The sequence below is a fragment of the Chryseobacterium taeanense genome (assembly GCF_900099685.1).
Classification (GTDB): domain Bacteria; phylum Bacteroidota; class Bacteroidia; order Flavobacteriales; family Weeksellaceae; genus Chryseobacterium; species Chryseobacterium taeanense.
Genome location: NZ_FNDW01000001.1, coordinates 220,912 through 245,986, shown reverse-complemented (window position 1 = coordinate 245,986; position 25,075 = coordinate 220,912). Strand labels below are relative to the sequence as shown.

General features: G+C 35.1%; 18 protein-coding genes. 5 read left to right on the top strand and 13 right to left on the bottom strand.

What is annotated here, in order from left to right:
- Positions 1-98 precede the first annotated feature (98 nt).
- The 5 genes from argS to BLR30_RS01130 all read right to left on the bottom strand — a co-directional run bounded on the left by argS (position 99) and on the right by BLR30_RS01130 (position 11,631).
- Positions 99-1,859, bottom strand: coding sequence for an arginine--tRNA ligase (gene argS, locus BLR30_RS01150; RefSeq protein ID WP_089853471.1), 1,761 nt, complete (start codon positions 1,857-1,859; stop codon positions 99-101).
- Positions 1,860-1,978: 119 nt separating this feature from the next.
- A complete protein-coding gene (locus tag BLR30_RS01145) occupies positions 1,979-3,448 on the bottom strand; it encodes a SusD/RagB family nutrient-binding outer membrane lipoprotein (protein ID WP_089853468.1) in 1,470 nt (489 codons plus the stop codon).
- 10 nt (positions 3,449-3,458) lie between these two features.
- Entirely contained in the window at positions 3,459-6,494 is a 3,036-nt protein-coding gene (locus BLR30_RS01140) for a SusC/RagA family TonB-linked outer membrane protein (protein WP_089853465.1), read from the bottom strand.
- 414 nt (positions 6,495-6,908) lie between these two features.
- Entirely contained in the window at positions 6,909-8,540 is a 1,632-nt protein-coding gene (locus BLR30_RS01135; RefSeq protein WP_089853461.1) for a SusD/RagB family nutrient-binding outer membrane lipoprotein, read from the bottom strand.
- Between the two features lie 10 nt (positions 8,541-8,550).
- Entirely contained in the window at positions 8,551-11,631 is a 3,081-nt protein-coding gene (locus BLR30_RS01130) for a SusC/RagA family TonB-linked outer membrane protein (protein WP_228400674.1), read from the bottom strand.
- Between the two features lie 298 nt (positions 11,632-11,929).
- Between BLR30_RS01130 and BLR30_RS01125 the strand changes: the two genes are divergently transcribed.
- Positions 11,930-12,529: a ribonuclease HII gene (locus tag BLR30_RS01125; RefSeq protein WP_089853455.1), complete on the top strand. Its 600-nt coding sequence runs from the start codon at positions 11,930-11,932 to the stop codon at positions 12,527-12,529.
- A 51-nt stretch (positions 12,530-12,580) separates the two neighbouring features.
- Here the strand turns inward: BLR30_RS01125 and yidC are convergent, their stop codons facing one another.
- From yidC to BLR30_RS01100, 5 genes are all read right to left on the bottom strand, one after another.
- The gene (yidC, locus tag BLR30_RS01120; protein WP_089853452.1) at positions 12,581-14,380 is read right to left on the bottom strand and encodes a membrane protein insertase YidC; all 1,800 of its coding nucleotides are present in this window, start codon (positions 14,378-14,380) and stop codon (positions 12,581-12,583) included.
- 226 nt (positions 14,381-14,606) lie between these two features.
- Positions 14,607-16,214: a CTP synthase gene (locus tag BLR30_RS01115; RefSeq protein ID WP_089853447.1), complete on the bottom strand. Its 1,608-nt coding sequence runs from the start codon at positions 16,212-16,214 to the stop codon at positions 14,607-14,609.
- A 99-nt stretch (positions 16,215-16,313) separates the two neighbouring features.
- Positions 16,314-16,673 carry a hypothetical protein gene (locus BLR30_RS01110; RefSeq protein WP_089853445.1) on the bottom strand — a complete coding sequence of 120 codons (360 nt, stop codon included), beginning with the start codon at positions 16,671-16,673 and terminating at the stop codon, positions 16,314-16,316.
- Between the two features lie 79 nt (positions 16,674-16,752).
- Positions 16,753-17,322 carry a YceI family protein gene (locus tag BLR30_RS01105; RefSeq protein WP_089853441.1) on the bottom strand — a complete coding sequence of 190 codons (570 nt, stop codon included), beginning with the start codon at positions 17,320-17,322 and terminating at the stop codon, positions 16,753-16,755.
- 70 nt (positions 17,323-17,392) lie between these two features.
- Positions 17,393-17,800 (bottom strand): hypothetical protein, encoded by a 408-nt coding sequence (locus tag BLR30_RS01100; protein ID WP_089853438.1) that lies wholly within the window; start codon positions 17,798-17,800, stop codon positions 17,393-17,395.
- A 59-nt stretch (positions 17,801-17,859) separates the two neighbouring features.
- On the opposite strand from BLR30_RS01100, the gene radA reads away from it, so the two are divergent.
- Together radA and BLR30_RS01090 are read left to right on the top strand one after the other, a co-directional pair.
- Complete coding sequence (gene radA, locus BLR30_RS01095) at positions 17,860-19,212, top strand: DNA repair protein RadA (protein WP_089853435.1); 1,353 nt, start codon at positions 17,860-17,862, stop codon at positions 19,210-19,212.
- 106 nt (positions 19,213-19,318) lie between these two features.
- Entirely contained in the window at positions 19,319-19,912 is a 594-nt protein-coding gene (locus tag BLR30_RS01090; protein ID WP_089853429.1) for an acyl carrier protein phosphodiesterase, read from the top strand.
- On the opposite strand, the gene BLR30_RS01085 is transcribed toward BLR30_RS01090, so the two are convergent.
- The 3 genes from BLR30_RS01085 to BLR30_RS01070 all read right to left on the bottom strand — a co-directional run bounded on the left by BLR30_RS01085 (position 19,909) and on the right by BLR30_RS01070 (position 21,952).
- A complete protein-coding gene (locus tag BLR30_RS01085; protein WP_175443572.1) occupies positions 19,909-20,850 on the bottom strand; it encodes a phosphatase PAP2 family protein in 942 nt (313 codons plus the stop codon). The two genes, BLR30_RS01090 and BLR30_RS01085, sit on opposite strands and share 4 nt — an antisense overlap.
- Positions 20,851-20,937: 87 nt before the next feature.
- Positions 20,938-21,438, bottom strand: a complete 501-nt coding sequence (locus tag BLR30_RS01080; RefSeq protein WP_089853423.1) for a DUF6702 family protein — start codon at positions 21,436-21,438, stop codon at positions 20,938-20,940.
- A gap of 274 nt (positions 21,439-21,712) precedes the next feature.
- Entirely contained in the window at positions 21,713-21,952 is a 240-nt protein-coding gene (locus tag BLR30_RS01070; RefSeq protein WP_089853415.1) for a hypothetical protein, read from the bottom strand.
- Between the two features lie 66 nt (positions 21,953-22,018).
- On the opposite strand from BLR30_RS01070, the gene BLR30_RS01065 reads away from it, so the two are divergent.
- Together BLR30_RS01065 and BLR30_RS01060 are read left to right on the top strand one after the other, a co-directional pair.
- Positions 22,019-22,597 carry a HupE/UreJ family protein gene (locus BLR30_RS01065; protein WP_089853411.1) on the top strand — a complete coding sequence of 193 codons (579 nt, stop codon included), beginning with the start codon at positions 22,019-22,021 and terminating at the stop codon, positions 22,595-22,597.
- Between the two features lie 68 nt (positions 22,598-22,665).
- The gene (locus tag BLR30_RS01060) at positions 22,666-25,050 is read left to right on the top strand and encodes a M1 family metallopeptidase (protein ID WP_089853408.1); all 2,385 of its coding nucleotides are present in this window, start codon (positions 22,666-22,668) and stop codon (positions 25,048-25,050) included.
- The last annotated feature ends 25 nt before the right edge of the window (positions 25,051-25,075 follow it).

Here is a 25,075-nt window from a genome sequence, read left to right as displayed (position 1 = left end):
TTAACGAAAAGTGCGCAGGTTTTGATTCAAACCTGCGCACCTTTTTCTATAGTGATCTTCTATTAAAGATTTTCTGCAATATTACCTGAAGCGTATCTTTACATTCTGTTTACGGTTGTAATTCCCAATAAACGTAAAGATTTCTTTATGGTTTTTGCCGTGAGATCTGATAAGTTTAATCTGATCTGCTTTATGTTTTCATCTTCCTGATTCATGATCGGATTGCTCTGATAGAATGAGTTGTATGTTTTCACCAGATCATACACATAATTGGCAACCAGTGCCGGACTTAATACTTCTGCCGCTCTCTGAACAACAACTTTATAATTGGCTAGCTGCATCACCAATGCTTTCTCATACTCATTTAAACTAACACCATCAACTTTCTTATATTCAAAATTAGCCTTAGCCAATAAAGACTGAATACGGGCATAGGTATATTGAATGAAAGGTCCTGTGTTTCCGTTGAAGTCAATACTTTCTTCAGGATTGAAAAGCATTTTTTTCTTCGGATCTACTTTCAGCATGAAATATTTCAGTGCGGCCTGTCCTATTTTTTCATAAGACTTTTCCTTTTCTTCATCTGAAAGACCTTCTAATCTTCCTTGCTCTGTTGATTTTAATTTTGCTTCTTCATACATTTCCTGCATCAGTTCATCTGCATCGACTACCGTACCTTCCCGGGATTTCATTTTACCGTTCGGAAGTTCAACCATTCCGTAAGACAGGTGATACAACTGATCTGCCCACGAATACCCAAGCTTTCCTAAAATTTTAAATAAAACCTGGAAGTGATAATCCTGCTCGTTTCCAACAGTATAAATTAACTTTTGAATATCATTTTGCTTAAAACGCTCAACAGCCGTACCGAGATCCTGTGTCATATACACCGAAGTACCGTCTGAACGTAATAATAACTTCTGATCCAGTCCTTCATCGGTAAGATCGCACCATACGGAACCGTCTTCTTTCTGATACAGCACTCCTTTATCCAAGCCTTCCTGAATAAGGTCTTTCCCTAAAATATAGGTATTGCTTTCGTACTGAACCTGATCGAAATCTACCCCGAGTCTCTTGTATGTTTCGTCAAAGCCTTTATACACCCATGAGTTCATTTCATTCCAGAGATTTCTTACTTTTTCATCTCCATTTTCCCAGTCGAGGAGCATCTTTTGGGCTTCTTTCATCAAAGGAGCATCTTTTTTAGCCTGTTCTTCAGCAACGCCTTGTGCAACAAGTTCAGCGATTTCTTTTTTATATTCCTGATCGAATTTTACGTAATAATTCCCTACAAACTTATCTCCTTTTGTTCCTGTAGTTTCAGGAGTTTCTCCATTCCCGAACTTTTCCCATGCGAGCATTGATTTGCATATATGAATTCCTCTGTCGTTGATGATCTGTGTTTTGATTACATCATATCCGGCTTCTTCAAGGATTTGTGCCACCGAAAAACCTAATAAATTATTTCTGATATGGCCAAGGTGAAGCGGTTTATTGGTATTTGGTGAAGAATATTCCACCATCACAGTTGAATTTTTCTTTTCTATAGTGTCAAAGTTTTCTGCTAAAGCATTAAAATTATCGGTAAAGAATTGATTTTTAACCTTAACATTAAGAAAGCCTTTCACGACATTAAAACTTTCAAGAAGTTCTGTCTGTTCCGTTAGCGCCTGTCCCAACTCGACCCCAATAGATTCAGGATTTTTTTTCAGCTGTTTTACTAATGGAAATGTTACGATGGTAAAATCTCCCTCAAACTCTGTTTTATTTTCCTGGACCTCCAGCGTGATGTCTTTCAACTGATAGACATTGAGGATTACTTCCAGAAGTTTTTCTTCTATTATATTTTTAATATTCATCTTATTTAAATTGATTTTCAAAGACAAAATAACGTGTCTTTTCCGAGGTACAAATATACGGAAATAAAAAAACCGCCCGAAGGCGGAATAAATATGAAGGAAATTAAATTTACTGGTTGTTAAAATTTATCCCAAAAGATTTTTGTAGTCAACTTATCTCCTCCGATGGAAGCTGCAGCAGCTGCGTAATTCGTAGGATTTGTTGTTGTCTCTCTTACAGGATATTGTAATCTTACCGGCACTTTACCTTCTGCCTGTGAAACCGCAGTAGAAGGTGCCGAAAGTACAGGAAAGTCTAATCTTCTGTAGAAATTCCAGCTTACCATTCCCTGATTAAACATAGCTACCCATGCCTGCTCTCCAATTGATTTTTTCCAATTAGTAGCATTGTAAGGATTTGCGGCTAAATAAGCAGTTGCATCAGTAGTAGACACTCCCCATTCTGATAAAGAAGTATTCACTGCATTTGCATAGGCTAAAGCAGGAGCGACTCCAATACCCCAACGTGCCGAAGCTTCAGCAAGGTAAAATGCAACTTCCGTATAATTCATAATGACTCCCGGGGTTGTTTGTGTGTAAGCAAAATCCCCAATATGGCTGTTTACTGCAAAGCTTGAAGGTGTACCGATAGTACCACCTTTATACGGTGTAACATTTTCGTCAAAATATGCTGCTCTTCTAGGATCAGAGGAAGCATTCATATAATCTACTAAAGTTTTTCCGGCAACAAAATCATTTCTGTTACTTGCCACAAGATTTTCATATAATGGGTTGAAATTAGGTGATGAACTCAAATATCTGAATAAACAATCGTCTGCAGAACTTGTCATAACACCATTTCCGATAGCCAGTGTTGCTGTTGACTGAGCTAAGGATGGGTTATGATCCGCTATACCAATGGCAAGTTTCAGTAATAATGAGTTCCCGAATGTTTGCCATTTGGCAACATTTCCTTTGTAGAAAATATCTCCTGATCGGTCAGGATCATTTGGATTTTCAAATCCGCTACCTGATGGGTCTAATTTTGACAGATCATTTTTTAATCTGCTAATCAGGTCGGTGTAAATATCTGCCGCTTTTTCGTATTTAGGTAAAGAAGTAGATTCTATACTATTGGATTCGTTATAAGGAATATCCCCGTAAGTATCTACCAATGTCTGATAAATAAAAACCTGCTGTATATCTAAAATAGCCAACTGATTCGCTTTTGTTACCGGCCACGTGCTTTGTTCCGTTGCAGTAGGCACATATTCATTAATGATGCTTTTTGCTTTTACCAGATTCTGCATTGTGTCCACATACAGATCAAGCCATACGTTATTGGAGATATTTCTGGTAACAAAGTCATAATTACTTTCATCGACATAGGTTACTTCCTGCCAGTACTGCATGGTCAACCTAAAATTATTTTCATTCACACTTGGAGTATTTAAATAATCTGCCAATTGTTTTTGGGCATAAGATAATAAAGCGTCGGGCTTTGTTGTATATGCACTGTTCGGATCTGTATTGAGTTCATCAAAATTGTTACATGCCAATATTGATACTCCAATGGATAATAAACTTATATATTTAAATATTTTTTTCATTCTGATTAATTTAGAAGTTAGCTTTAATACTAAAAGAAAATACTCTTGTAGTTGGCATTACACCAGACTGATAGCCCTGAACATTCCCTGAGCTTAATGCAGCTTCAGGATCCGCATATGGTAAATTTTTATGAATGATCCATAAATTATTTCCTATCGCACTAAATGTAAGTCCTTTAAAGAAAGTATTTGTTAAATATTTCGAAGGGAGACTATAAGATACGGCTACTTCTCTTAATTTCACAAAACTGGCATCATATACAAATGTTGAAGCAGGTGAGTATCGATATCCATAAAGTCCATAATTCTGACCTGATACCCGTATATCATTTACTGAGCCATCGGCTTTTACTCCCGGTAATATTACCCCGCCCCCTTGACTTATTGGGTTTCTCACGGGATTTCCTAAATCATTGAGTCCGGCAGTTTCAGGATAAATCCCTGTAGACAAACCATAGTACTGGTCTAGTGAAAAGATATCTCCTCCTTTTCTCCAATCAATCTGGAATGACAATTGAAAATCTTTATAAGAAAATTTATTAATTATTCCGCCAAACCAATCTGCCTGCATATTACCAATAACATTATTAGTAGAAGAAGAAATTAGATATCTTCCATTGGCTCCTACAGTTTTCTGACCATTTGTATAAACATAGTCTGTACCTTTAATGGTTCCGTACAGATCATTTAAACTCGCATTGATTGTAACACCTCCCTGAAAAGATCCTAATGTGATATTTTCATTACCAGGAGCTATCTCTGTAACTTTAGTTTGAGGGTTAGACCAGTTTACATTTACATCCCATCTGAAGTTGTCAGATTTAAGAGGGGTGATATTTAATGCCAACTCCCAACCATCAGTTCTTAAATTTCCTGCATTTTGGATTTTTGTTGCAACACCGGTACCATAAGACACGGGTAAGGCCAAAATTTGGTCAAATGCGTCATTTCTAAACCAGGCGACATCGAATCCGAGTCTGTTTTTAAAGAATTGTGCATTCAAACCAAGTTCGGTCTGCTTTGATCTTTGTGGCTTTAAATCCGGATTCCTTTCAGAAATATTATAATAAATCATTGGCAAATCACCAAATGAGGTAGAAGTAATGTATTGATTTCTTAATTGATCTGCACCAGTATCACTTCCCACTTCTGCATAAGAAGCTCTAAGTTTTCCAAAATTCATCACACCTCCTTTCAGGAAACTCCAGTTTGAGAATACAATGCTTGCTGATCCTGAATAATACCAATACACGTTGTTATTGATTGGCAAGGCAGATGACTGATCTCTTCTTACCGTACCTTCTAAGTAGTATGTTCCCTGATATCCTAAACTTGCCTGTGCGAAAATACCTGCAATTTTTTTCGTATTATCAATAGTAAGTGCTTTAGGAGGATTAGAATATGAATTTGCAAGAGAGTATAAACCAGGAACATACAAACCTCCTGAAGTTGATTGAGAGTTGCTGTAGAAATTTATTACATTTAAATTAGTCCCTAACAATGCATTTAGATTAAGCCCATTATCAAAATCTTTTTTATAATTGGCTATAAAGTCATAATTCGTCTCTCTTTGTTGTATCTGCATCACTGCAAACCCAGACGGCTGTTCAATTGCAGTTAATCCAAATCCCATCAGTTCCGGTATAGAACCTACAGCTTTCCTGTCTTCCATTCTCTGGGTATAGCCGTCGGTTCCTATTCTGGCTAATAAATTCAGATTTTTAGTAACATCGTAGCTTAGAGAGAAATTACCTGCAAATCTTTCTCTTGTATCAAAAACAGCATTTTCATACACCTGAAAATATGGATTATTCCAATAAGCCGGCGTAAGATTATCAGGTCCTGCGATATTCCAAGTATAATTATTTCCGGAGTTTGCATAAAAATATTGCTGGTCTTTTACATCTACGTTAACGGGCCACCACTGTCTGAAACCGGAAATCAAATTCCCGCTATAACCTGTAGAGTTACGTCCTTTTACATTTTGAGTGACATAAGTAGCTCCTATCGTTGCATTAAGGTTATCCATTAATTTATAAGAAGCATTACCCGTGATTGTATTTTTGTTCAAAGAAGTATTGGGCATGATATCAGATCCATTTTGGTTGTTAAAAGATAATCTGAAAGAGCCTGCTTCTCCGCCTTTAGCGAAAGATATTCCGTTATTGTAATTAACTCCTTTTTGGAAAAATTTAGATGGATCATTCTTAGCAGCCACCCAAGGCGTAGCTTTGTCATAAGTAGGAGATCCCGGAATGAATGCTCCATATTGATAAACCATCAAATTAGGGTCGAATGCCGCTCCGTAAGAAGCATCTTCAGTAGTTGGTGCCATAGGCATACCGTTGTATTCTGCAAACTGTGAATCTTCGTCAGGACCATAATAATATCCGTAACCTTGTCCGTATTGCTTTTGGTAAGTAGGAAAGGTTTCTTTATTAATTGCTGATACACTTACTGACGAATTAAATTCTATTCCTATATTTTTTCCTTTTTTTCCTTTTTTAGTGGTGATGATAATCGCACCGTTTTGTGCTCTGGAACCATACAACGCTGTTGCCGCCGCTCCCTTCAGTACGTTTAGTTCTTCAATATCATTAGGATTGATATCAGAAATGGTGTTTCCGAAGTCGTAGCCCGGTCTTCCCTGTAATGACTGAGCCGATGTATTGTTATTTGCATTAATCATAGGTACGCCATCAATTACAAATAATGGCTGATTATTACCTGTAATAGATTTATAGCCTCTTAACACAATATCAACAGATCCTCCAAAGTTGGAAACTGACTTTACCTGTAAACCGGATACTTTACCCGATAGGTTGGACGTAAAATTGTTTGTTGGAGATTTTGTAAGATCTGCGGCATCAACCGTTTGGGTAGAATATCCCAATGCCTTTTTTTCTCTTTTAATTCCCAGTGCAGTAACGACTACACCTTCGATGTCCTGCGTTCTTACTGTATCACTCTTCTTTTGCTGTGCCTGCGCTAAAGCTACGGATGAGGATAGTACCAATGCCAGTACACCCGTTGTTATTTTCTTCATATCAAATTAAATTTTGCTTAACAAAGTTTAAAAACTTTCTCAAAACAGCAAAATAAAATTGGCAAAAATTAACATTTATTCAACATAATTGATAAAAAACATAACTTTATCTATTAAAATAAGTTAATATTTATTTTTTTAACAAATATCAACAAATTTTAAATTGTTATAATTATGACAAAAGCAAAATTATTCAATTGTTTGTATCTATTTGTTATTCTAAGAATAATAATGTCATTACAAAGTGATATACAATTGTTTACACGATATCAAATCACTTTTTTATGATTATAAGCAACACAAAAAGCAATGCGTTGCATATATTTAATTTTCACAAAAATGAAATTTTAACGTTTGGGAAATAAAAAAACCGCCATAAAATGACGGTTTATATTTGTTACTAATTTTTAATTATTAGTTTTGATTCCAGAAAGGAGTGTATTGGTTTTTTGTAAAAACAACATCGCTGGAAATATTTGGAACATTTGCAGAATTGGTTGCGTACTCAGAGTTAGGGTAAACTAACCTGTAAGGTCTCCTAGTTTTAACAGCAGATACAGCAACAGGATTGTAAGGCAAGTTAGTTCTGTTATATTCAATATACATTTCAGTTGGATTCACATTGGTAAGTGCTATCCACTTCTGTGTCATAATTGCTTCTAATTTTTGTGCATCAGTTCCGGTCCAGCCTAAACCTGGCCTGGTTGAAATTTGACTAATATAGTTGTTCATTTGAATACTATTAGCTCCGATCCAATTACCAGAAGCCAAGATTGCACTGTTAAAAGCAGATTGACCACCTGTAAATAGTGTAGGGTATCTTAAACTTGCTTCCGCTAATAAAAATTTTGCTTCTGCAAGAGACATAATAACACCACTTCTTGAACCACCTATTGTCAATAAAGAACCTGATGTAGCACCTCCTACTACATTACCATTTGCTAACTTGGATACATTTTGATTATCTGTAGGAGCTCCAGGCTGACCCGCGGTAGCACCTTGCCTTACCCCTTTCACTTGGCCTACACCATTATACACCACACCGGTAAACAATCTAAACCTACGAGGATCAATTACTCCATTAAATTTCTGATATTCTTGCGTTGGATTAGCGCTCAAATTCCCATTTAGTGCAATAGCTAGATGTTCAGAAGCCGTAATAACAATATGATTTTGAACTTCGTTTCCTGCTGAATTATAAAAATAGTTAAGAAACACAGGACTCATTTTATCATTAGTAGAAGGACCGTAACCAGGATTCTCTAATACATCTCCACTAATAAAACCTGCTCCTGAACCTGACGCAGTACTTAATGCTGCTAACTGTGCATCACGATATGTTGCTAATTCTCCAGTAACATTTGACATTCTTAATAAATACCTTAACTTGACAGTATAAGCAAAAGATCTCCATTTTGTCATATCACCACCAAAAACAATATCTTTAGCACCAGGATCTAACACATCAGGGTTTGGAGTATCCAAATTTGTTTTTATTAAAGCTACAGCCTCATCCAGATTTGTTATAAGAGATTTATAAATATCTGCATCATTATCATACTTTGGTGCAAGATTATTTTGTCCTTTAAAAGCTTGCGTATACGGTGCATCGCCATATAGATCAACAATATATTGCATATAAAAAGCTTTCATAATTTTTGCCATTGCAATATAGCTATCCTGTCTATGATTTCCATTTGGATAATTTTCAATAGCAACAAAATTGTTAACATTTTGATAAATATTATCCCATATACCATCGTAGAACTGGCTATTAACAGCAGAAAGAGAAAACTCATTAGGATATAAACCTCCATATGAGTACACATCCCCAGCCCATGAATTCATCATCAAATTACCAAACTGCATCATATCACCAGCTTGAACCCTATATGACTGAGCTACAGCACCTGGGAACAATAACTCGGGAGTAATATTCTCCGAATGAATTGAGTTTGGATTTTCATTAACATCCAAATATTTATCACAAGAAGTTAATGAAACCATTACTATAAGTGATGATATTATATATTTAATCTTTTTCATTTTTATAATGTTAGAAAGTTATATTAAAATTAAAGCCAAAATTTCTTGCTGTTGGATATTGACTTACTGCTAAACTAGCTCCAGTCTGCATCTCAGGATCACCAAAATTCCTATTATCTTTAGCATATATTACAAACGGATTTCTTGCATATACTCCGATACTCATACTATTAACAAATGTATTCGCTAAAATAGATCTTGGAATAGAATAGTTAACAGCAATTTCTCTTACTTTTAATGCTGTGCCGTCAATCACAAATTCCTCAGCAATATCACTTCCGTAGTTAGTTGTAAAATAATTTACAGTACCTGCATAACTTGGGTCATCTCCTACTGTTGTTGTATTAGTAACATATACAGGGTTTGCAGCTGTTCCTGTATTCTGAACTGAATTTGGTATTACATATCCTTTAGAACGATCGAAATCAGCTTCTTTTTCAAGAGTACCAACATAAGACATTAGGTTTTTAGCTTCAGAAACAAAACTATTTCCAGTTCTGTAATCTGCAACAGCACTAATAGTAAAGTTTTTAATTTTAATAGATGTACTGAATGTTAAAATATAATCCGGATCTAATTTCCCTAATACTTTATACTGACTACTTACAACAGGTAAACCTAAGTCATCTACGATGATTCTTCCTTCAGGATCCCTTTGATAAGCAGTTCCCATAATTGTATTGGCACTTTCTCCTAAAACCGCATAAAGTCCGGCAGGAATCCCATATCCTGATGCCCCTCTAGGAACACTAATCGCACCATTTTCCAAGCTCGTTACTACAGATTTATAAGTAGCATAAGATCCCTTTAAATTCCATTCGAAATCTTTAGATTTAAAAGGTGTTACGCCCAGTTCCAATTCAAAACCTCTATTCCTCATTGATCCAGCATTATCTAATACATTACTAAAACCAGTAGTATTTGATACTCCACTGTTAGTAATTAAGCCATCAGTTTTTGTTTGATAAACAGACCCATCGAAAGTAATTCTATCTTTAAGAAATCCTAAGCTCAAATTTGCTTCTAATGAATTGTTAAATTCAGGCTTTATATCTTGTGAAACAGGATTTCTATTTATAATATAAGAGGAAAGTGAGCCAAAAGGAAAGCCTGTAGGAAAGACACCAACTTCATCCACTGCATATGCATCGATTACAGAGTTACCAGTTCTGGTAAAACCTCCACTAACTTTAGCATATGAAAGAATATTTCCATTTGTTAAGTTTGCAAATGCCTTTGTCGGGATGAATGAAGCCCCAACTGAGTAGTAAGAATATCCGTCATTTCTTAGAGGCTTACCTTCCTCTCCAATCAATGGTGTTTCACGAATACTTAAAGCTGAAGATTTTTCAAACCTATAAGTAGCATTTAAGAATAAATAATCTTTATATCCTAAATCTAAATTTGAAAACCATGCAACACTTCTCTTTCTATACTTACCATTATTAAGACTATACCACGGGGTAGAGTTAAGTACATTTTGAATATTATACCATCCTGGAATTTGTAAGTTAGTTCCACCTACCTGCGAATATTCTTCTTTAGAATCTTGAATATTGTTACCTAAATTCAATTTAAAATTAAGATCATCAGTTAAATCATAGTTGAAATTTAACATTAAATCTCCATAATATCTCCAAGATTTTGTGACAAATTTATTATATCCTGATGTAATAGGGGTCGAACCATAGTCTAAAAAGGTAGTACCATCGTATGCAGTACCTGTGCCTTCATATGTGAGATTATTTGATTCAGTCACACCAAATGCATCTTGATGAGCCTCTGTAACTGTTGAAACAGTAGAAACATTCCCGGTATAAGACAAACTAATATTTTTAGTAAATTCATACCCCATAGATACAATACCATTAAAAGTAGTTGTATTTGAATCGTTACGAAAATGATCTCTTAACCAATAAGGACTTAGAGCAAAAGCAGTCCAATGTCCAGACATTCCTCCATTAGCATAATCTCTTACATTTATATTTGTTGGTGTTTGTAAAAGATTTGCATATAAATTACCTGAAGTCTGCGAAGTATTCTGATCAATAAAATTAAATGTTGCATCAACTCTAAATTTCCCTAATTGCTTCCCTCCTTTATAAAAAATTGTATTTCTTTTTAAATTATCTCCCTCAATCATAAAGTCATTCTCAACTCTATTTAATGATAAAAATGAATAAGAATCCTTCCCTCCAACATTCATCGAAACACCATTTTGCATTAGTACTCCATTTCTGAAGAATTTATCCATATTATTTTTCTTAGGAGAAAAGGTTGTATAATTTAACCTTCCATCAGGTTGAGGCATCCCTGCAATTAATAATTGTCCTCCAATATCAGGATTAGAATACGCAGGACCCCAACTACCATTCTCATAAGGAACCCAATTCGTCCCACCATATTCAGTACTGCTAAAGTCTGTTGGCTCTCCAACCCAACCTTGTCCATAAAGTTGTTGACGAATAGGAGTTTTATAAATACTAGAAACATCTATAGAAGATGTCAACGTAAATTGAATTTTTTCGGATTTTGTACCTCTTTTTGTTGTAACTACAATAACTCCATTACTACCTCTTTCACCGTATAATGCTGAACCTTGTTGTCCTTTTATAACATTTACGCTTTCAACAGCTTCAGGTGGTAACTGTTGAAAAATGCTTAGAGTAGAAATAGCACCGTCAATTACAACAAGTGCTTGATTATTACCCGAAATAGATCTTGCACCTCTAATTGTTATTGTCGCCTGACTATTAACAGAATTACTTGTTGTATTTATCTGTAAACCAGGAACTTTTCCAGTTAACGCCTGAGCAGCATTAGGATTAACAGCTTGATTAAGCTCCTTATTGTCAATAACTTTGTTACTAGTAACAACGGCATCCTGTCTTTTTTTGATGCCAAGTGCCCCTGTAACAACCACTTCACGAATGTCTTGGGTTCTTAAAGTATCACCTTGTGCATTTTGCGCTTTTACAACCATAAAAGAGGATGTAAGAACCACAACTAAAACACTTGTAGTTAATTTCTTCATATTTAAATTGATTATTTTTATTTCTGCAAATATGTAAAACTTTCTTAACGTAAACAAATATTTTTGTTAAAAATATTTAAATTTATATGTTATTATGGTATAATAAATAACATAATTATGAATTTATTAAAAAAAAGTCTATTTTTTTGTGCTAAAGCAGGGCATTATTAGATAGTAGAGACTGCTTATAAGACCAAAGTCCTAGCCGTATTGGGATTTTAAATCATAACTTTAACCAAAATTTAGTTAATGATTCTAAATATTGAATTTTAAAGACAAGAATGGTTGAACTATAAAATTTCAAACACCCCATTTACTCAAAAATCTTTAATTTTACATATTTTATAATACACTTATGGATTTATTAAGAAAAGGATCGGTCTTTTATATTGAAGCAGGATGCGATGAAGTCGGCAGAGGATGCTTATGCGGCCCTGTGGTAGCAGCAGCAGTTATTTTAGATCACAATTTCAATCAAAGCTTAGTTAATGATTCCAAAAAGCTGAATTTTAAGACAAGAATGGATCTTGACCAGTATATTAAAGATAATGTTAAAGATTATGCCATTGCTGAACTTCCCGCCGAATTTATCGACGAACATAATATCCTTAATGCAAGCATTCATGCCATGCACTTGGCCTTGGATCAGCTTACGATTCGTCCTGAACTGATTTTAGTTGACGGAAACAGATTTCATCCTTATAATTACATTCCTCATGAATGCATTATCAAAGGAGATTCTAAAGTACTTTCTATTGCCGCGGCTTCTATTTTAGCGAAAAACTACAGGGATAAATTAATGATTGAACTTCATGATGAGCATCCTGAATATGGATGGAATACTAATTTCGGTTATGCAACAAAAAAACATCAACAGGCATTAGTAGAATTTGGACCAACAAAATACCACAGAAGATCGTTTCGTTTAGATTACAGCATAAAAGATGAATGCTAATTAATGTTATTTAATAAAAAAACGAGAAGCAATTGCTTCTCGTTTTCTAATTTATTTCTTTTTATTTTTTTGTTGCTCCTGATACTTTTGCTGCTCCTGAGCTTTCTCCATCATTTCTCTCATTCGTTTCTGGAATTTCCCTTCAGTTTTAGGCTTTTCTTTATTAGCCTGAATCTGTGCGTGAATTTTCTTTTCGTCCAGAATTACATATTTAATAACAAGAATAATCAAAATATTGATCGCATTCGATACAAAATAGTACCATGACAAACCAGACGCAGAAGTATTCAAAAAGAACAAGAATGTAATCGGGAAGATATACATCAACACCTTCATATTTGGCATTCCTTCCTGTTGCGGCTGCTGCATATTACCTGAAGTCATGATAGTATAAATCAAAATCACAATCGTACAAGCAATAGCGAAAATACTTAAATGATCTCCTAAGAACGGAACTTTAAATGGTAATTTAATGATATCATCATAAGCCGTTAAATCTTTTGCAAACCAGAAACCTTTACCTCTCAAATCAATAAAATTAGGAAAGAATCTGAATAGTGCATAGAAAATAGGAATCTGAACCAAAGCCGGCAGACATCCCGCCATTTGATTAACACCAGCTTTCCGGTAAACCTCCATCGTTGCCTGTTGCTTTTTCATCGGATCTGCGTCTTTCAGCTTGGCATTTACCTCATCAATTTCAGGACGGATCACTCTCATCATAGCACTAAGCTTGTGCTGTTTGTACATGATTGGTGATAAGATCAATTTAACAATGATGGTCATCAGGAAAATCACCCAACCTGCTGTAAGTCCCCAGTCGGCAATAATATTATACATCGGGATAAAGAAACCTCTGTTCATCCAGCCGATAAAAGACCAACCTAACGGAAGGATTTCATCAAAGTTTTTATCATAAGATTTTAACAAAGGTAAATCCAGCGGCATAAAATACCAGGTAAAATCCTGATTCAGTTCACTGCCTGTCATCTGAACAAAACCTTCATAGTTTAATTTTTTCAGATATTCGCCTTCTTCAATCGTTTCCTGATTTCCTTTACTATGGGTAAAACCTGTTTTAGATTCAATCACGGAAGCAAAGAACTGCTGCTTAACACCAATCCAGTTAAGGGTTTCCTTTTCCTCTTCCATCGTCGTTCTTCCGTCATAATCATAATCTTTATAATTATTGAAAGCATAAGAGAATTCCGAGTGAGACTGTTCCTGAGCTCTACCCTTTTCAAGATTTCTTACACTGTAATCCCAGATAAAATCGGCTTTATTGTCGGAAGTAATTTTAGCAAGCCCCTGAGTTCTTACTTTAAAATCAAGGGTATATTTCGGAAGTAATGTGTAGACAAACTGAATGACAGCACCATTGTAATTAGCCGTCATTGTTACAGCGTTTCCATTAACAGAAGGAGCAAAGACCAAATTTTTGGTATTGATTACCTTACCTGTTTTATCCCTGAACTGGAAGCCATAGTTTGAATTATTTTTTGTAATCAGATAAAGCGGAAGATCTGCATTATCTGTTTTATGATCGTATGCTTTATACTCTGCAAGTTCTACTTTTGAAACCTGTCCTCCAAGACTGTTGAATTCAACCTTCAACTCATTATTGGAAAGATTTGCAGTCTGAATGGCATTAGGGGTGACATTAGGATTGATATTATTTGCCTGAGATGGTTTTACGGCATTTTTTACCTGCTCGGTTTTCTGTTGCTCAGCTTTTACCTGTTCCTCTTTGGATTGTTTATTCTGGAAATAAAACATAAATCCGAAAAGTACTAAACATAAAACCGCAAAACTGATAATCTGACTTTTATCGAGTCCGTTGTTCTGTTGCATTTTATTTTTATTAAAATTTTTACCTATTTATATATTGTGTAATATATTTTGAGTCGACAAAAATACTGTTTTTTTATCAAAACTCTATACTATAATATATTACTATATAATAAACTCAGGCTGAGAATAATCAGCCTGAGTTTATATATGACGTTTTATAATTTATAATTACTTTATACCCATACTTTCAGATTTTTAAAACCTGAAGTCTGAATAAATACTATCATTATTTTCCTGTACAAGCTTTAATGAAAGCTCTGAATAAAGGATGCGGTGTTGCTACCGTACTCTTGTATTCAGGATGATACTGCACCCCTATGTAGAAAGGATGATCCGGCATTTCAAGCGCTTCGACCAATCCCGTTTCAGGGTTTGTACCTGTAGCCAGAAAGCCGTTTTTCTCAAATTCGCCAATGTATTCGCTGTTGAATTCATATCTGTGACGATGTCTCTCCGTTATATTTTTAGCACCATAGATCTCATTTAATTTAGAACCGTTCTTCAAAGCACATTTCCATGCTCCAAGGCGCATTGTTCCACCTTTATCAACAACATTTTTCTGTTCTTCCATCAATGAAATCACAGGATGCTCGGTAGAAGTATCGAATTCCATAGAATTGGCTTTTGCATATCCTAAAACATTTCTCGCAAATTCTATAGTCATGATCTGCATTCCCAAACATATTCCCAACATTGGAACTTTGTTTTCTCTTGCATATTGAGCCGTTAAAACTTTCCCTTCAATTCCCCTGTCGCCAAAACCTGGAGCAACAAGGATTCCATCTACATCTTTTAAAGTTTCTTTAATGTTATCAGCAGTTAAATCTCCACTATAAACCCATCTTACCTTCACTTCAGTTTCCAGATCTGCACCTGCATGTTTGAACGCTTCCGCAATTGAAATGTATGAATCCTGAAGAGAAACATATTTTCCAACCAGTGCAATTTCAATAGATTTTTTAGGATTCTGAAATTTCTTTAAGAATGATTTCCAGTCTTTAAGGTCTGCATCTTTATCACTTTTCAAATCTAATTCTTTAAGAACTACATCATCAAAGTTTTGTTTCTGAAGATACATCGGAACTTCATAAATCGTATCTAAATCTTTACATTCAATAACATTATCTAAAGGAACGTTACAGAACTGAGCCAGTTTTGCTCTCTGATCTTTTGGGATTTTATGTTCTGTACGGCAAACCAAAACATCCGCCATTATTCCGCTCTCCATCAACTGACGAACAGAATGCTGAGAAGGTTTTGTCTTTAATTCTCCGCTTGAAGCAAGATAAGGCAATAAAGTAAGATGAATTACCATAGAATTATTTTCACCCAGCTCCCACTTCAACTGACGAACTGTTTCAATGTAAGGCAAAGATTCTATATCTCCCACAGTTCCACCGATCTCTGTAATAATGATATCGTAGTTCTGTTTCGATAAAATTTTGATTCTTCTTTTGATTTCGTTCGTAATATGAGGAATTACCTGAACTGTTTTCCCAAGGAAGTCTCCTTTTCTTTCTTTTTCAATGACAGTCTGGTAGATTTTCCCTGTAGTAACGTTGTTATTTTGAGAAGTCGGAGCATCAAGATAACGCTCGTAGTGTCCTAAATCCAGATCCGTCTCCGCGCCATCTTCGGTTACATAACATTCTCCATGTTCATAAGGATTCAATGTTCCCGGGTCGATATTGATATAAGGATCAAGCTTTTGAATGGTTACGTTGAAGCCGCGTGATTTTAGAAGAAGGCCCAGAGAAGCAGAAACGATTCCCTTTCCCAAAGATGAAGTTACACCTCCTGTCACAAAGATGTACTTTGTATTCTTTTTACTCATTAGATTAGGTTTGTGCAAAGTTATGGGAAAAAGAAATACAAAGCAATTTTGTTGTGATTTTAAATTTATATTATAAATATATTAACTCAAAAATTCTTTTTAAATTCTTTCTTTAAGCTCAAGTTCACAATTCGTCAAAGTAAAATATAAGTTTTGTAACTCATGTACATATTCTATTTTAACACTTATCTGATTTTGTGCTAAGCGTAAAATATAATAGTTTTCTAAATTAATAAATTCAGCAAGTGTTATGTAACTTAAATTACTATCCGTAAAACCCACATGATTTATCTCAAAACCAAACTTATGAAACCAACTATCATCTAACTTTATAGGTTGATAATTCTCTGAATTCCCATATAAAATATTTTGTAATATATATAAGTTAACTCGTAAAATTTTCTCTTCACCATTTTTACTTACACAGTTATTAAATCTTAATTCATTTATTTTAATCATACATTTAATTTTATTCAAATATAAAAAAAGGTTTCCAACACAATTGAAAACCTTTTTTCTAAATCAAATTTATATGAAATTATTGCTTAACCATTTCAAAATATAAGTTCACATCAACATCTTTTGCAACACCAGCTCCCGTAGGATCATATTTGATGTTGTAATCCAAACGATTTACTTTAAATGCAGCCTGGAAACCCATTACCTCTTTACCCTGCTGGTTTTTGGTAACCCCACCGAAAGTAACAGGAACACTGATTTCTTTCGTTACATCTTTTATCGTCAGCTTCCCTTTAAATACATATGAATTATTTTTTTCTTTAACCACAGAGCTTGTTACAAAAGTCATGTAAGGAAATTTTTCAGCATCAAAGAAATCGGCACTTTTCAAATGGTTGTCTCTCATCTCCACACCGGTGTTGATTGAGCTTACATAAACACTAAAGCTTAGTTCAGCATTATCAAGATTATTTCCCTTGGTAATCGCTTTACCTTCAAACTTATCAAATCTTCCCTGCACAAAGCTGATTCCCATGTGCTTGATATTGAAATTAACGGATGAATGCATAGGATCTACCTGCCATCCTGTCTGTGCAAAACCTATAACACTTAAAAGTGCAAATACAAAAGTTAAAAATATCTTTTTCATTGTATATATTTTTTAAATTAAATTCTGATACAAAAGTAAGCCTGTTCTTATAAAACGGCGTTGATCTATGTTAGCTTTTTGAATTTTTATCAATTGTTTTTGTATAAAGTAAATGAATGAGGTACATCATAAATAAAATGACAAATGAAATTACATACATAAAAATTTTAAGGAGATTTTCATTATTAGATTCTGAAAAATAAATGAAAGGATTATTTCCTGAAATCACTAAAAACAACAAATAAATAATTTCAAACAAGATTGCAATCCGCAAAATTGAATAATAATGATTTCTAAAAATAATCACCGTTACTAACCCGATTGCCGTAATAACAGAACAGAAAACAAGAATAAACATTGAATACATCCCGTAACTTCCTCCCGGAAGATGGAGATATTTCACGATAAAATCCGTTAACTGCGCATGCAAAAGAGACATGACCACAAAAACTATCAAACTCAAAAAAATATTTTTCATCCCCGAAAATTAAATAAAATTAGAAAGAAAAATTCAAAAAAAATTTTGAACTTCGCAGTATGGCAAAACTTAGAACGGCATATTTCTGTCAAAATTGTGGTGCACAGTACTCTCAATGGATGGGACAATGCAAAAACTGCGGACAATGGAATACTTTAGTGGAAGAAATCGTAGAAAAAACATCTTCACACAAAACTCCGCCTTTTTCAAAATCAAAACAACATGTCATCAATATTATAGAGGTTGAAACCAGCGAAGAACCAAGAATTAAAACCCCTTCCGAGGAACTCAACCGAGTTCTGGGTGGAGGCATCGTTTTAGGATCCGTCACATTGATTGGTGGTGAACCAGGAATCGGAAAATCTACTTTACTGCTTCAGTTGGCTTTAAAAATGAAGAAAAAGATTTTCTATGTTTCCGGGGAAGAAAGTGCCTCGCAGATTAAAATGAGAGCCGACCGCTTAACGGATATTCAAAATCCGAACTGTTTTCTTTTTACGGAAACCAATCTCGAAAAGATCCTTCAGGAAGCAAAAAAACTTGAACCTGATTTTGTGATTATCGATTCTATTCAGACATTACAATCTCAACTGATTGAAAGTTCACCGGGAACAGTTTCCCAGATCAGAGAGTGTTCAAACGAGATTATTAAATACGCCAAAGAAAATAATATTCCTGTATTTTTAGTCGGTCACATCACAAAAGACGGACAGATTGCCGGTCCGAAAGTATTGGAGCATATGGTGGATGTTGTATTGAACTTTGACGGCGACAGAAATCATCTTTTCAGATTATTGAGAGCCAATAAAAACCGTTTCGGATCAACTTCCGAAATTGGGATTTACGAAATGATCTCGCAGGGTTTAAAAGAAATTAAAAATCCTTCCGAAATTTTAATTACCAAAAAATTTGAAGAACTTTCCGGAAATTCTATAGCCGTAACATTGGAAGGAAACCGTCCGATGCTATTGGAAATTCAAGCATTGGTAAGTACCGCCGTGTATGGCACTCCACAGAGAAGTTCCACCGGTTTTGATGCCAAAAGATTAAATATGCTTCTTGCGGTTCTTGAAAAAAGAGCAGGTTTTCAGCTCGGAGCAAAAGACGTTTTCTTAAATATTACCGGAGGAATAAAAACCGATGATCCGGCTTTAGATCTGGCAGTTGTTGCATCCATTCTTTCTTCCAACGAAGATATTGCGATTTCCGAACATTATTGTTTTGCTGGAGAAATTGGTTTAAGCGGCGAAATCCGACCCATTGCACAGGCAGAACAGAGAATTACTGAAGCTGAAAAATTAGGCTATGAGAAAATTTTTATTTCAAATCTCAATAAGCTTCCGAAGAAAAAATTTGGAATCAAGATAGAAGAAGTAAGCAAAATTGAAGATTTTCACGAAAGATTGTTCTAAAAAGTTATGAGTGATAAATTTTGAGTTATCCCTTTATCGATAATAGTTTATATTAATTGCCGTGATCAACTTATAATTTACAACTCATAATTCATAACTTTAAAACATGAATTACCTTGCGCACTCTTTCCTTACTTTCACAGACGGACAAATTGTCGGCCAGTTTCTGGAGGACTTTATCCGGAACAGAGATCGCTTTTCTTTTCCAAAAGACATTCAGGACGGCATTACATTACACCGTGCGATTGATACTTTTACAGATTCTCATCCTGCCATTCATGAAGCTAAAAAAGTTTTTGCGCCTTTGGTAAGATTGTATGCCGGAGCTTTTGTTGATGTAGCGATGGATTATTTCGTGGCGAATGATTTAAGCTTACATTCTTTGCAAGGCTGGAAAGATCATTCATTAAATGTTTATCGTGTTTTAAACAAAAATTACGAATTTCTTCCTGAAAATTTCAAAAAAATGCTTTCAAAAATGGAAGAAGGAGACTGGCTTTATAATTACCGTCATGAAGAAAACATCGGTTACAGCATGAGAAATGTTCTTAACAAAGCAAAATATTTGCATACGGATATTCCGGTTCACGATGCTTTTTTGAAAAATAAAGATTTTCTACAGCAATGTTATGATGATTTCTTTCCCGATGTACTGGAACACGCAAAAGGAATCAATGCCCTTCTACAATTGGAAAATTAAAAACGTCCGACAATTCCCAGCCCTAAAGGTCCGGCATTAATATTCCATGCGATTTTACCAACAGGACGTTGTTCCATATTGTATTTTTTATCCTCTTCATACTTCCCGTTCTTTTTCATAAATTTATCAATTCCTTCCACGATGGCAATGCTCATAATTGCACTTAATGTCACATCAGAAAACCAATGGGCACCATCAAGTACTCTTGAGATGGGAACAATAGATCCGACTGCCAGAATTCCTCCTTTTATCCATGGATTTTTAAACTGCTTAGACAATGCATAGCTCGTGGTGACAGAAAGAACAGTATGTCCGGAAGGAAAACTCCTGAAGTTAGCATCTTGACCGAAGGGCTTAAAAAAATGCTTTCCCAATCCCGCTCCCGGCCTGGCTCTTCCCGTAACTGTTTTTGAAATCTGCTGAATAACTCCTGTAGCACTTGCAGCGGTAATCATTAAAACTCCCGTTCTGCGGAGTTTTTCATTATTAGCTAAAAGTCCCGTCACATAAACCGCACCAGTAATACCATAATTGATCTGAGGACTCCCAAAATACCATCCGAATTTTCTGAAAACATTAGGAACATCTTCTCTGTTTCGTATAAAAGTACGGCTTATGTCCTCATCTGCAAGATAAATAGCTCCAACTACAGCTACTGTAGCACCCAACCTCAGATAATCTTTTTTCTCCCAGGATAAAGGACGTGTAAAAGCATTTCCGAAGCCACCGGCCATCGTCGCAACATCATATTTCAAATGTCCCCAGATGTCATTTTTATTATCCTGATTTTTCGTGAAAGAATATTCAGCGGACTGATTAGAATAGGATAATAGTGAATCCTTTTGAGCAGCGACAGTATCAGAAATAGTAGTATTCCCTTCCTGTCCATTTATCACTACAAACAATAATATACTAAGAATAGTAATTGCTTTTCTCATCTTCATTATAAAAATAAGCAGCAAAGTTACCTAATTTACACTATATTATGTTAAATCAAAATAAATTTATTAATTAGATAAAAACAATTAAAACTGTTGGAATAAATAACGATTGGGATAAGTAAGTTTCTCACTCTTCCTTTCTCCGTTTACGATGATATGAACAATATTCAGCTGGTCGTCAAATAAGTTGTAAAGAAAACTTACAGCTGCTTCTACTTTTTTAGGATTGTCGATTTTTTCAGACTCGAGATAAATATTTACAGATTCATGGTCTTCTTCATAACCGACAAAATTTACGTTTAAGAATTTGTTGTTTGCCTTAAGCTTAAAATATTCCACAGCATAGTTTTTCAGGGATTCGTTGAGCTGGCTTTTAAATTTAGCATCATTAAAATGCAGCGATTTTCCGTATTTATTGTTTAAAGCATTTTCCAGATCATCCAGAAAAAAACGACCGGTAATTTCAAAAGTCTTCGATTTCTGGCTATAATTAATTTCTACAGAGCCAACATGATAAGGATGTTTCGTTCCGGTAAAAGAGAAAAGAATCAAAAGAATAGGAAAAAAGAAAAGTAGTTTTTTCATTGTAATAAGTCAATAATTTTTTGCGTATCCTGCCGCATATCAAAGAAAAGAAGGACTATTATTTTATCCTCATTTTCTTTTCTGAAAAACATTCTGACATGCTTTTTGCCAATCAATACGCTTTTTGTTTTAAAGGATGAGTTTCGGAATTGAAGATATTTTCCATTTTCCAAATCATTTGTAATTTTTTTAATATCATCAAGAAAAATTGTAATCTCTCGATCAGTCCATGTTTTTCTAAGAAATTCTACATTTTCAGCTAAAGTTTTTCTTGCTATTTCTGAGAATTCAACCTGCATATTTCTTCATCAATAAATTTAAAGAAATCCTTTTTTGAGATCAAATCTTCATCTTTCAAAGATTTACCGTATTCTTCGATTTTTTCAAATACATGTGTTGGTAAGCCTTCAGTTGTTTCATAATCAGTCTTAACAATCCTAACTCCTTCTAATTTTTCTAAGAGTTCTTTAACGAAGGAATAATGCTCTCTATCTATTTCTATGGTAACATTCATCACTTTAATTTTACACAAAGTTAAAATAAATTTTGTATCATCGCATTCCAATAATATTATTAGAAAATGCAGGATTTTTTATTCTACCTAAAGCTCGGCTGGGAACATATTATTTCTCTAGATGCACTTGACCATCAGCTTTTTGTTTTGGCACTGATTGCCGTTTACTCGTTTAATGATTTAAAAAAAATCTTAATTCTTGTCACAGCTTTTACCATTGGGCATTCAATCACGCTGGCGCTAAGCACTTTTGATATCGTTAGAGTTAATTCTGCCTGGGTAGAATTTCTCATTCCTTTGACAATTGTTCTGACTTCATTGGATAATATTCTCATGAAAAATAAAAAGCACACCCTGATGAAAGCTAATTATTATTTAGCTCTCATTTTCGGACTTATCCACGGAATGGGTTTTGCCAATACTGCAAGAGTAATGATTGCCAAAAGCCAAAGCATTTTATTACCTCTTTTAGGCTTTAATATCGGGCTGGAACTGGGACAAATTGCGATAGTTTTCGGAATTTTACTCATCCTATTTATTTTACTTAAAATTTTTAAGGTCAATCAGAAAGACTGGGTTCTTTTTGTTTCGTCAGGCGTTTTTGCCTTATCATTAAAAATGACTTTAGAAAGAATTCCATTTTAGGAACAAAACATTTCTAAATTTTCAACCACTTATTATTATATTTGAAAATTATTAAACAAATTTCGGTTATGAAGCTAAAAGTTGCCATACTTTCTCTTTCTGTATTTACCTATGTAGGTTTCACCGCACAAAATATTCAGAATAATCCAGGGAGCAATCACGGAAATAAATTTGAACAACTCGGGACTATCCTTCCCACACCAAATATTTACAGAACGGCTTCAGGAGCGCCGGGTCATGCCTATTGGCAAAACAGAGCCGATTATGATATTACCGCATATCTTGATGAAGATAAAAGAAACTTGAAAGGTTCTGAAACAATAACCTATTACAACAATTCTCCGGATGATCTTGATTACATGTGGTTGCAATTGGATGAAAACCAACAATCAACGGTAAAAAAAGCAGACTTCCCATACTCTTCTACTCTTCCAAAAGCTTCAACCGACCAGCAATTACGTCCTACCAATTTACCAGTTCCAGACAACGGATATGGAGTAAATCTCGAGAAAGTAACAGACGCTTCAGGAAATCCTCTCAAATACACGGTAAACAAAACGATGATGCGCATTGATTTACCCAAAATATTAAAGAAAGGCGAAAAGCTGGTTTTTAAAGTAGACTGGAATTATAACATTCCTAACAGAATCAAAATGGGCGGCCGCGGAGGTTACGAAAACTTTGCAGAAGACGAAAACGATCTTTACACCATGACCCAATGGTATCCGAGAATGTGCGTGTACAGTGATTTCCACGGATGGCAGAACCATCAGTTTACCGGAAGAGGAGAATTTGCTTTAGCTTTCGGTAACTTTAAAGTTTCAATGAATGTCCCTGCAGATCATATCGTAGGCGGAACGGGAGAATGTAAAAACTACGATCAGGTTTTAACGTCTGAGCAATTAGCACGATATAACAGATCTAAAACAGCAACTGAACCTGTAGAAATTGTAACGTTGGATGAAGCGAAAAAAGCGGAGAAAAACCATTCTAAACAAAGAAAGACCTGGAATTTTGAAGCCAATGATGTAAGGGATTTTGCATGGACATCTTCCAGAAAATTCGTCTGGGACGGAATGGGTGTTCTTATTCCTGAAAACAACAATAAAGTAATGGCGATGAGCTTTTATCCTAAAGAAGCTTATGGCTTATACCGAAAATATTCTACCAAAGCTGTTGCACATACAATAAAAACGTATTCAGAATTTACGATTCCTTATCCGTATCCGGTGGCGCAGTCGGTAGAAGCGGCCAATGGAATGGAATACCCAATGATCTGCTTCAATTACGGGAGAACTGAAAAAGACGGAACCTATTCAGAAGGTATCAAAAACGGAATGCTGGGCGTAGTAATCCATGAAGTAGGACACAACTTTTTCCCGATGATTATTAATTCCGACGAAAGACAGTGGACATGGATGGATGAAGGGCTAAACACTTTTGTGGAATATCTTACCGAAGAAAAATGGGACAATAAATTCCCCTCCAAAAGAGGACCTGCATGGACGATTGTTGACTACATGAAACTCCCGAAAGATCAGCTGGAACCGATCATGACCAACTCTGAAAACATCGTTCAGTTTGGCCCAAATGCCTATTCAAAACCGGCAACAGGTTTAAATATTCTTCGCGAAACCATCATGGGAAGAGAACTTTTCGATAAAGCTTTCAAAACATACGCTAAAAGATGGGCTTTCAAACATCCTGAGCCAGCAGACTTATTCAGAACAATGGAAGATGCGAGCGGTGAAGATCTAGACTGGTTCTGGAGAGGATGGTTTTATGGAACAGATCCTGTAGATATTGCCATCGACAAAGTAACGATTGCTACTCCTGATCTCAATACGCCGCCGAGAGAAACAAAAGAAATCAAATATAAGGTCGACAAACCGGCATTGAATGAATTTGAAGACATTTCAAAACTCAGAAACAGAGAAGATAAAAGCATCACGTTCTACGTAGATAAGGATAAAGAAGCTCAGGATTTTTACTACAGATACGACAGAGGTCAGGAAAAAGTTGACAATAATAAAGAATACACTTCCAAATTTGAAGGAACCGAGCCTTTAACGCAAAAAGAAAAAGATAAGTTTAAAAATCTTACAGCATATCAGATTGATTTCGTAAATAAAGGTGGCCTGGTCATGCCTATCATTCTTGAATTCACATTTGAAGACGGTACAAAACTGACAGACAAATCTTCAGCACAAATCTGGAGAATGAACGAGCAGAAAGTTTCAAAAACCTATTATTTCGATAAGAAGTTAAAATCCATCCAGCTGGATCCGATGAGAGAAACCGCCGATATTGACACTTCAAACAATTTCTGGAGTAATGACGGCGGAACGTCCCAGGTTTCAAAATTTGAATTATTCAAACAAAAAGAAGGCGGAAAAACGAGAGGTGCGTCCAACGGAAAAATAAATCCTATGCAGGCTGCCGGAAAAAAGTAACAAAAAAGTAATGTAACTTTTATTT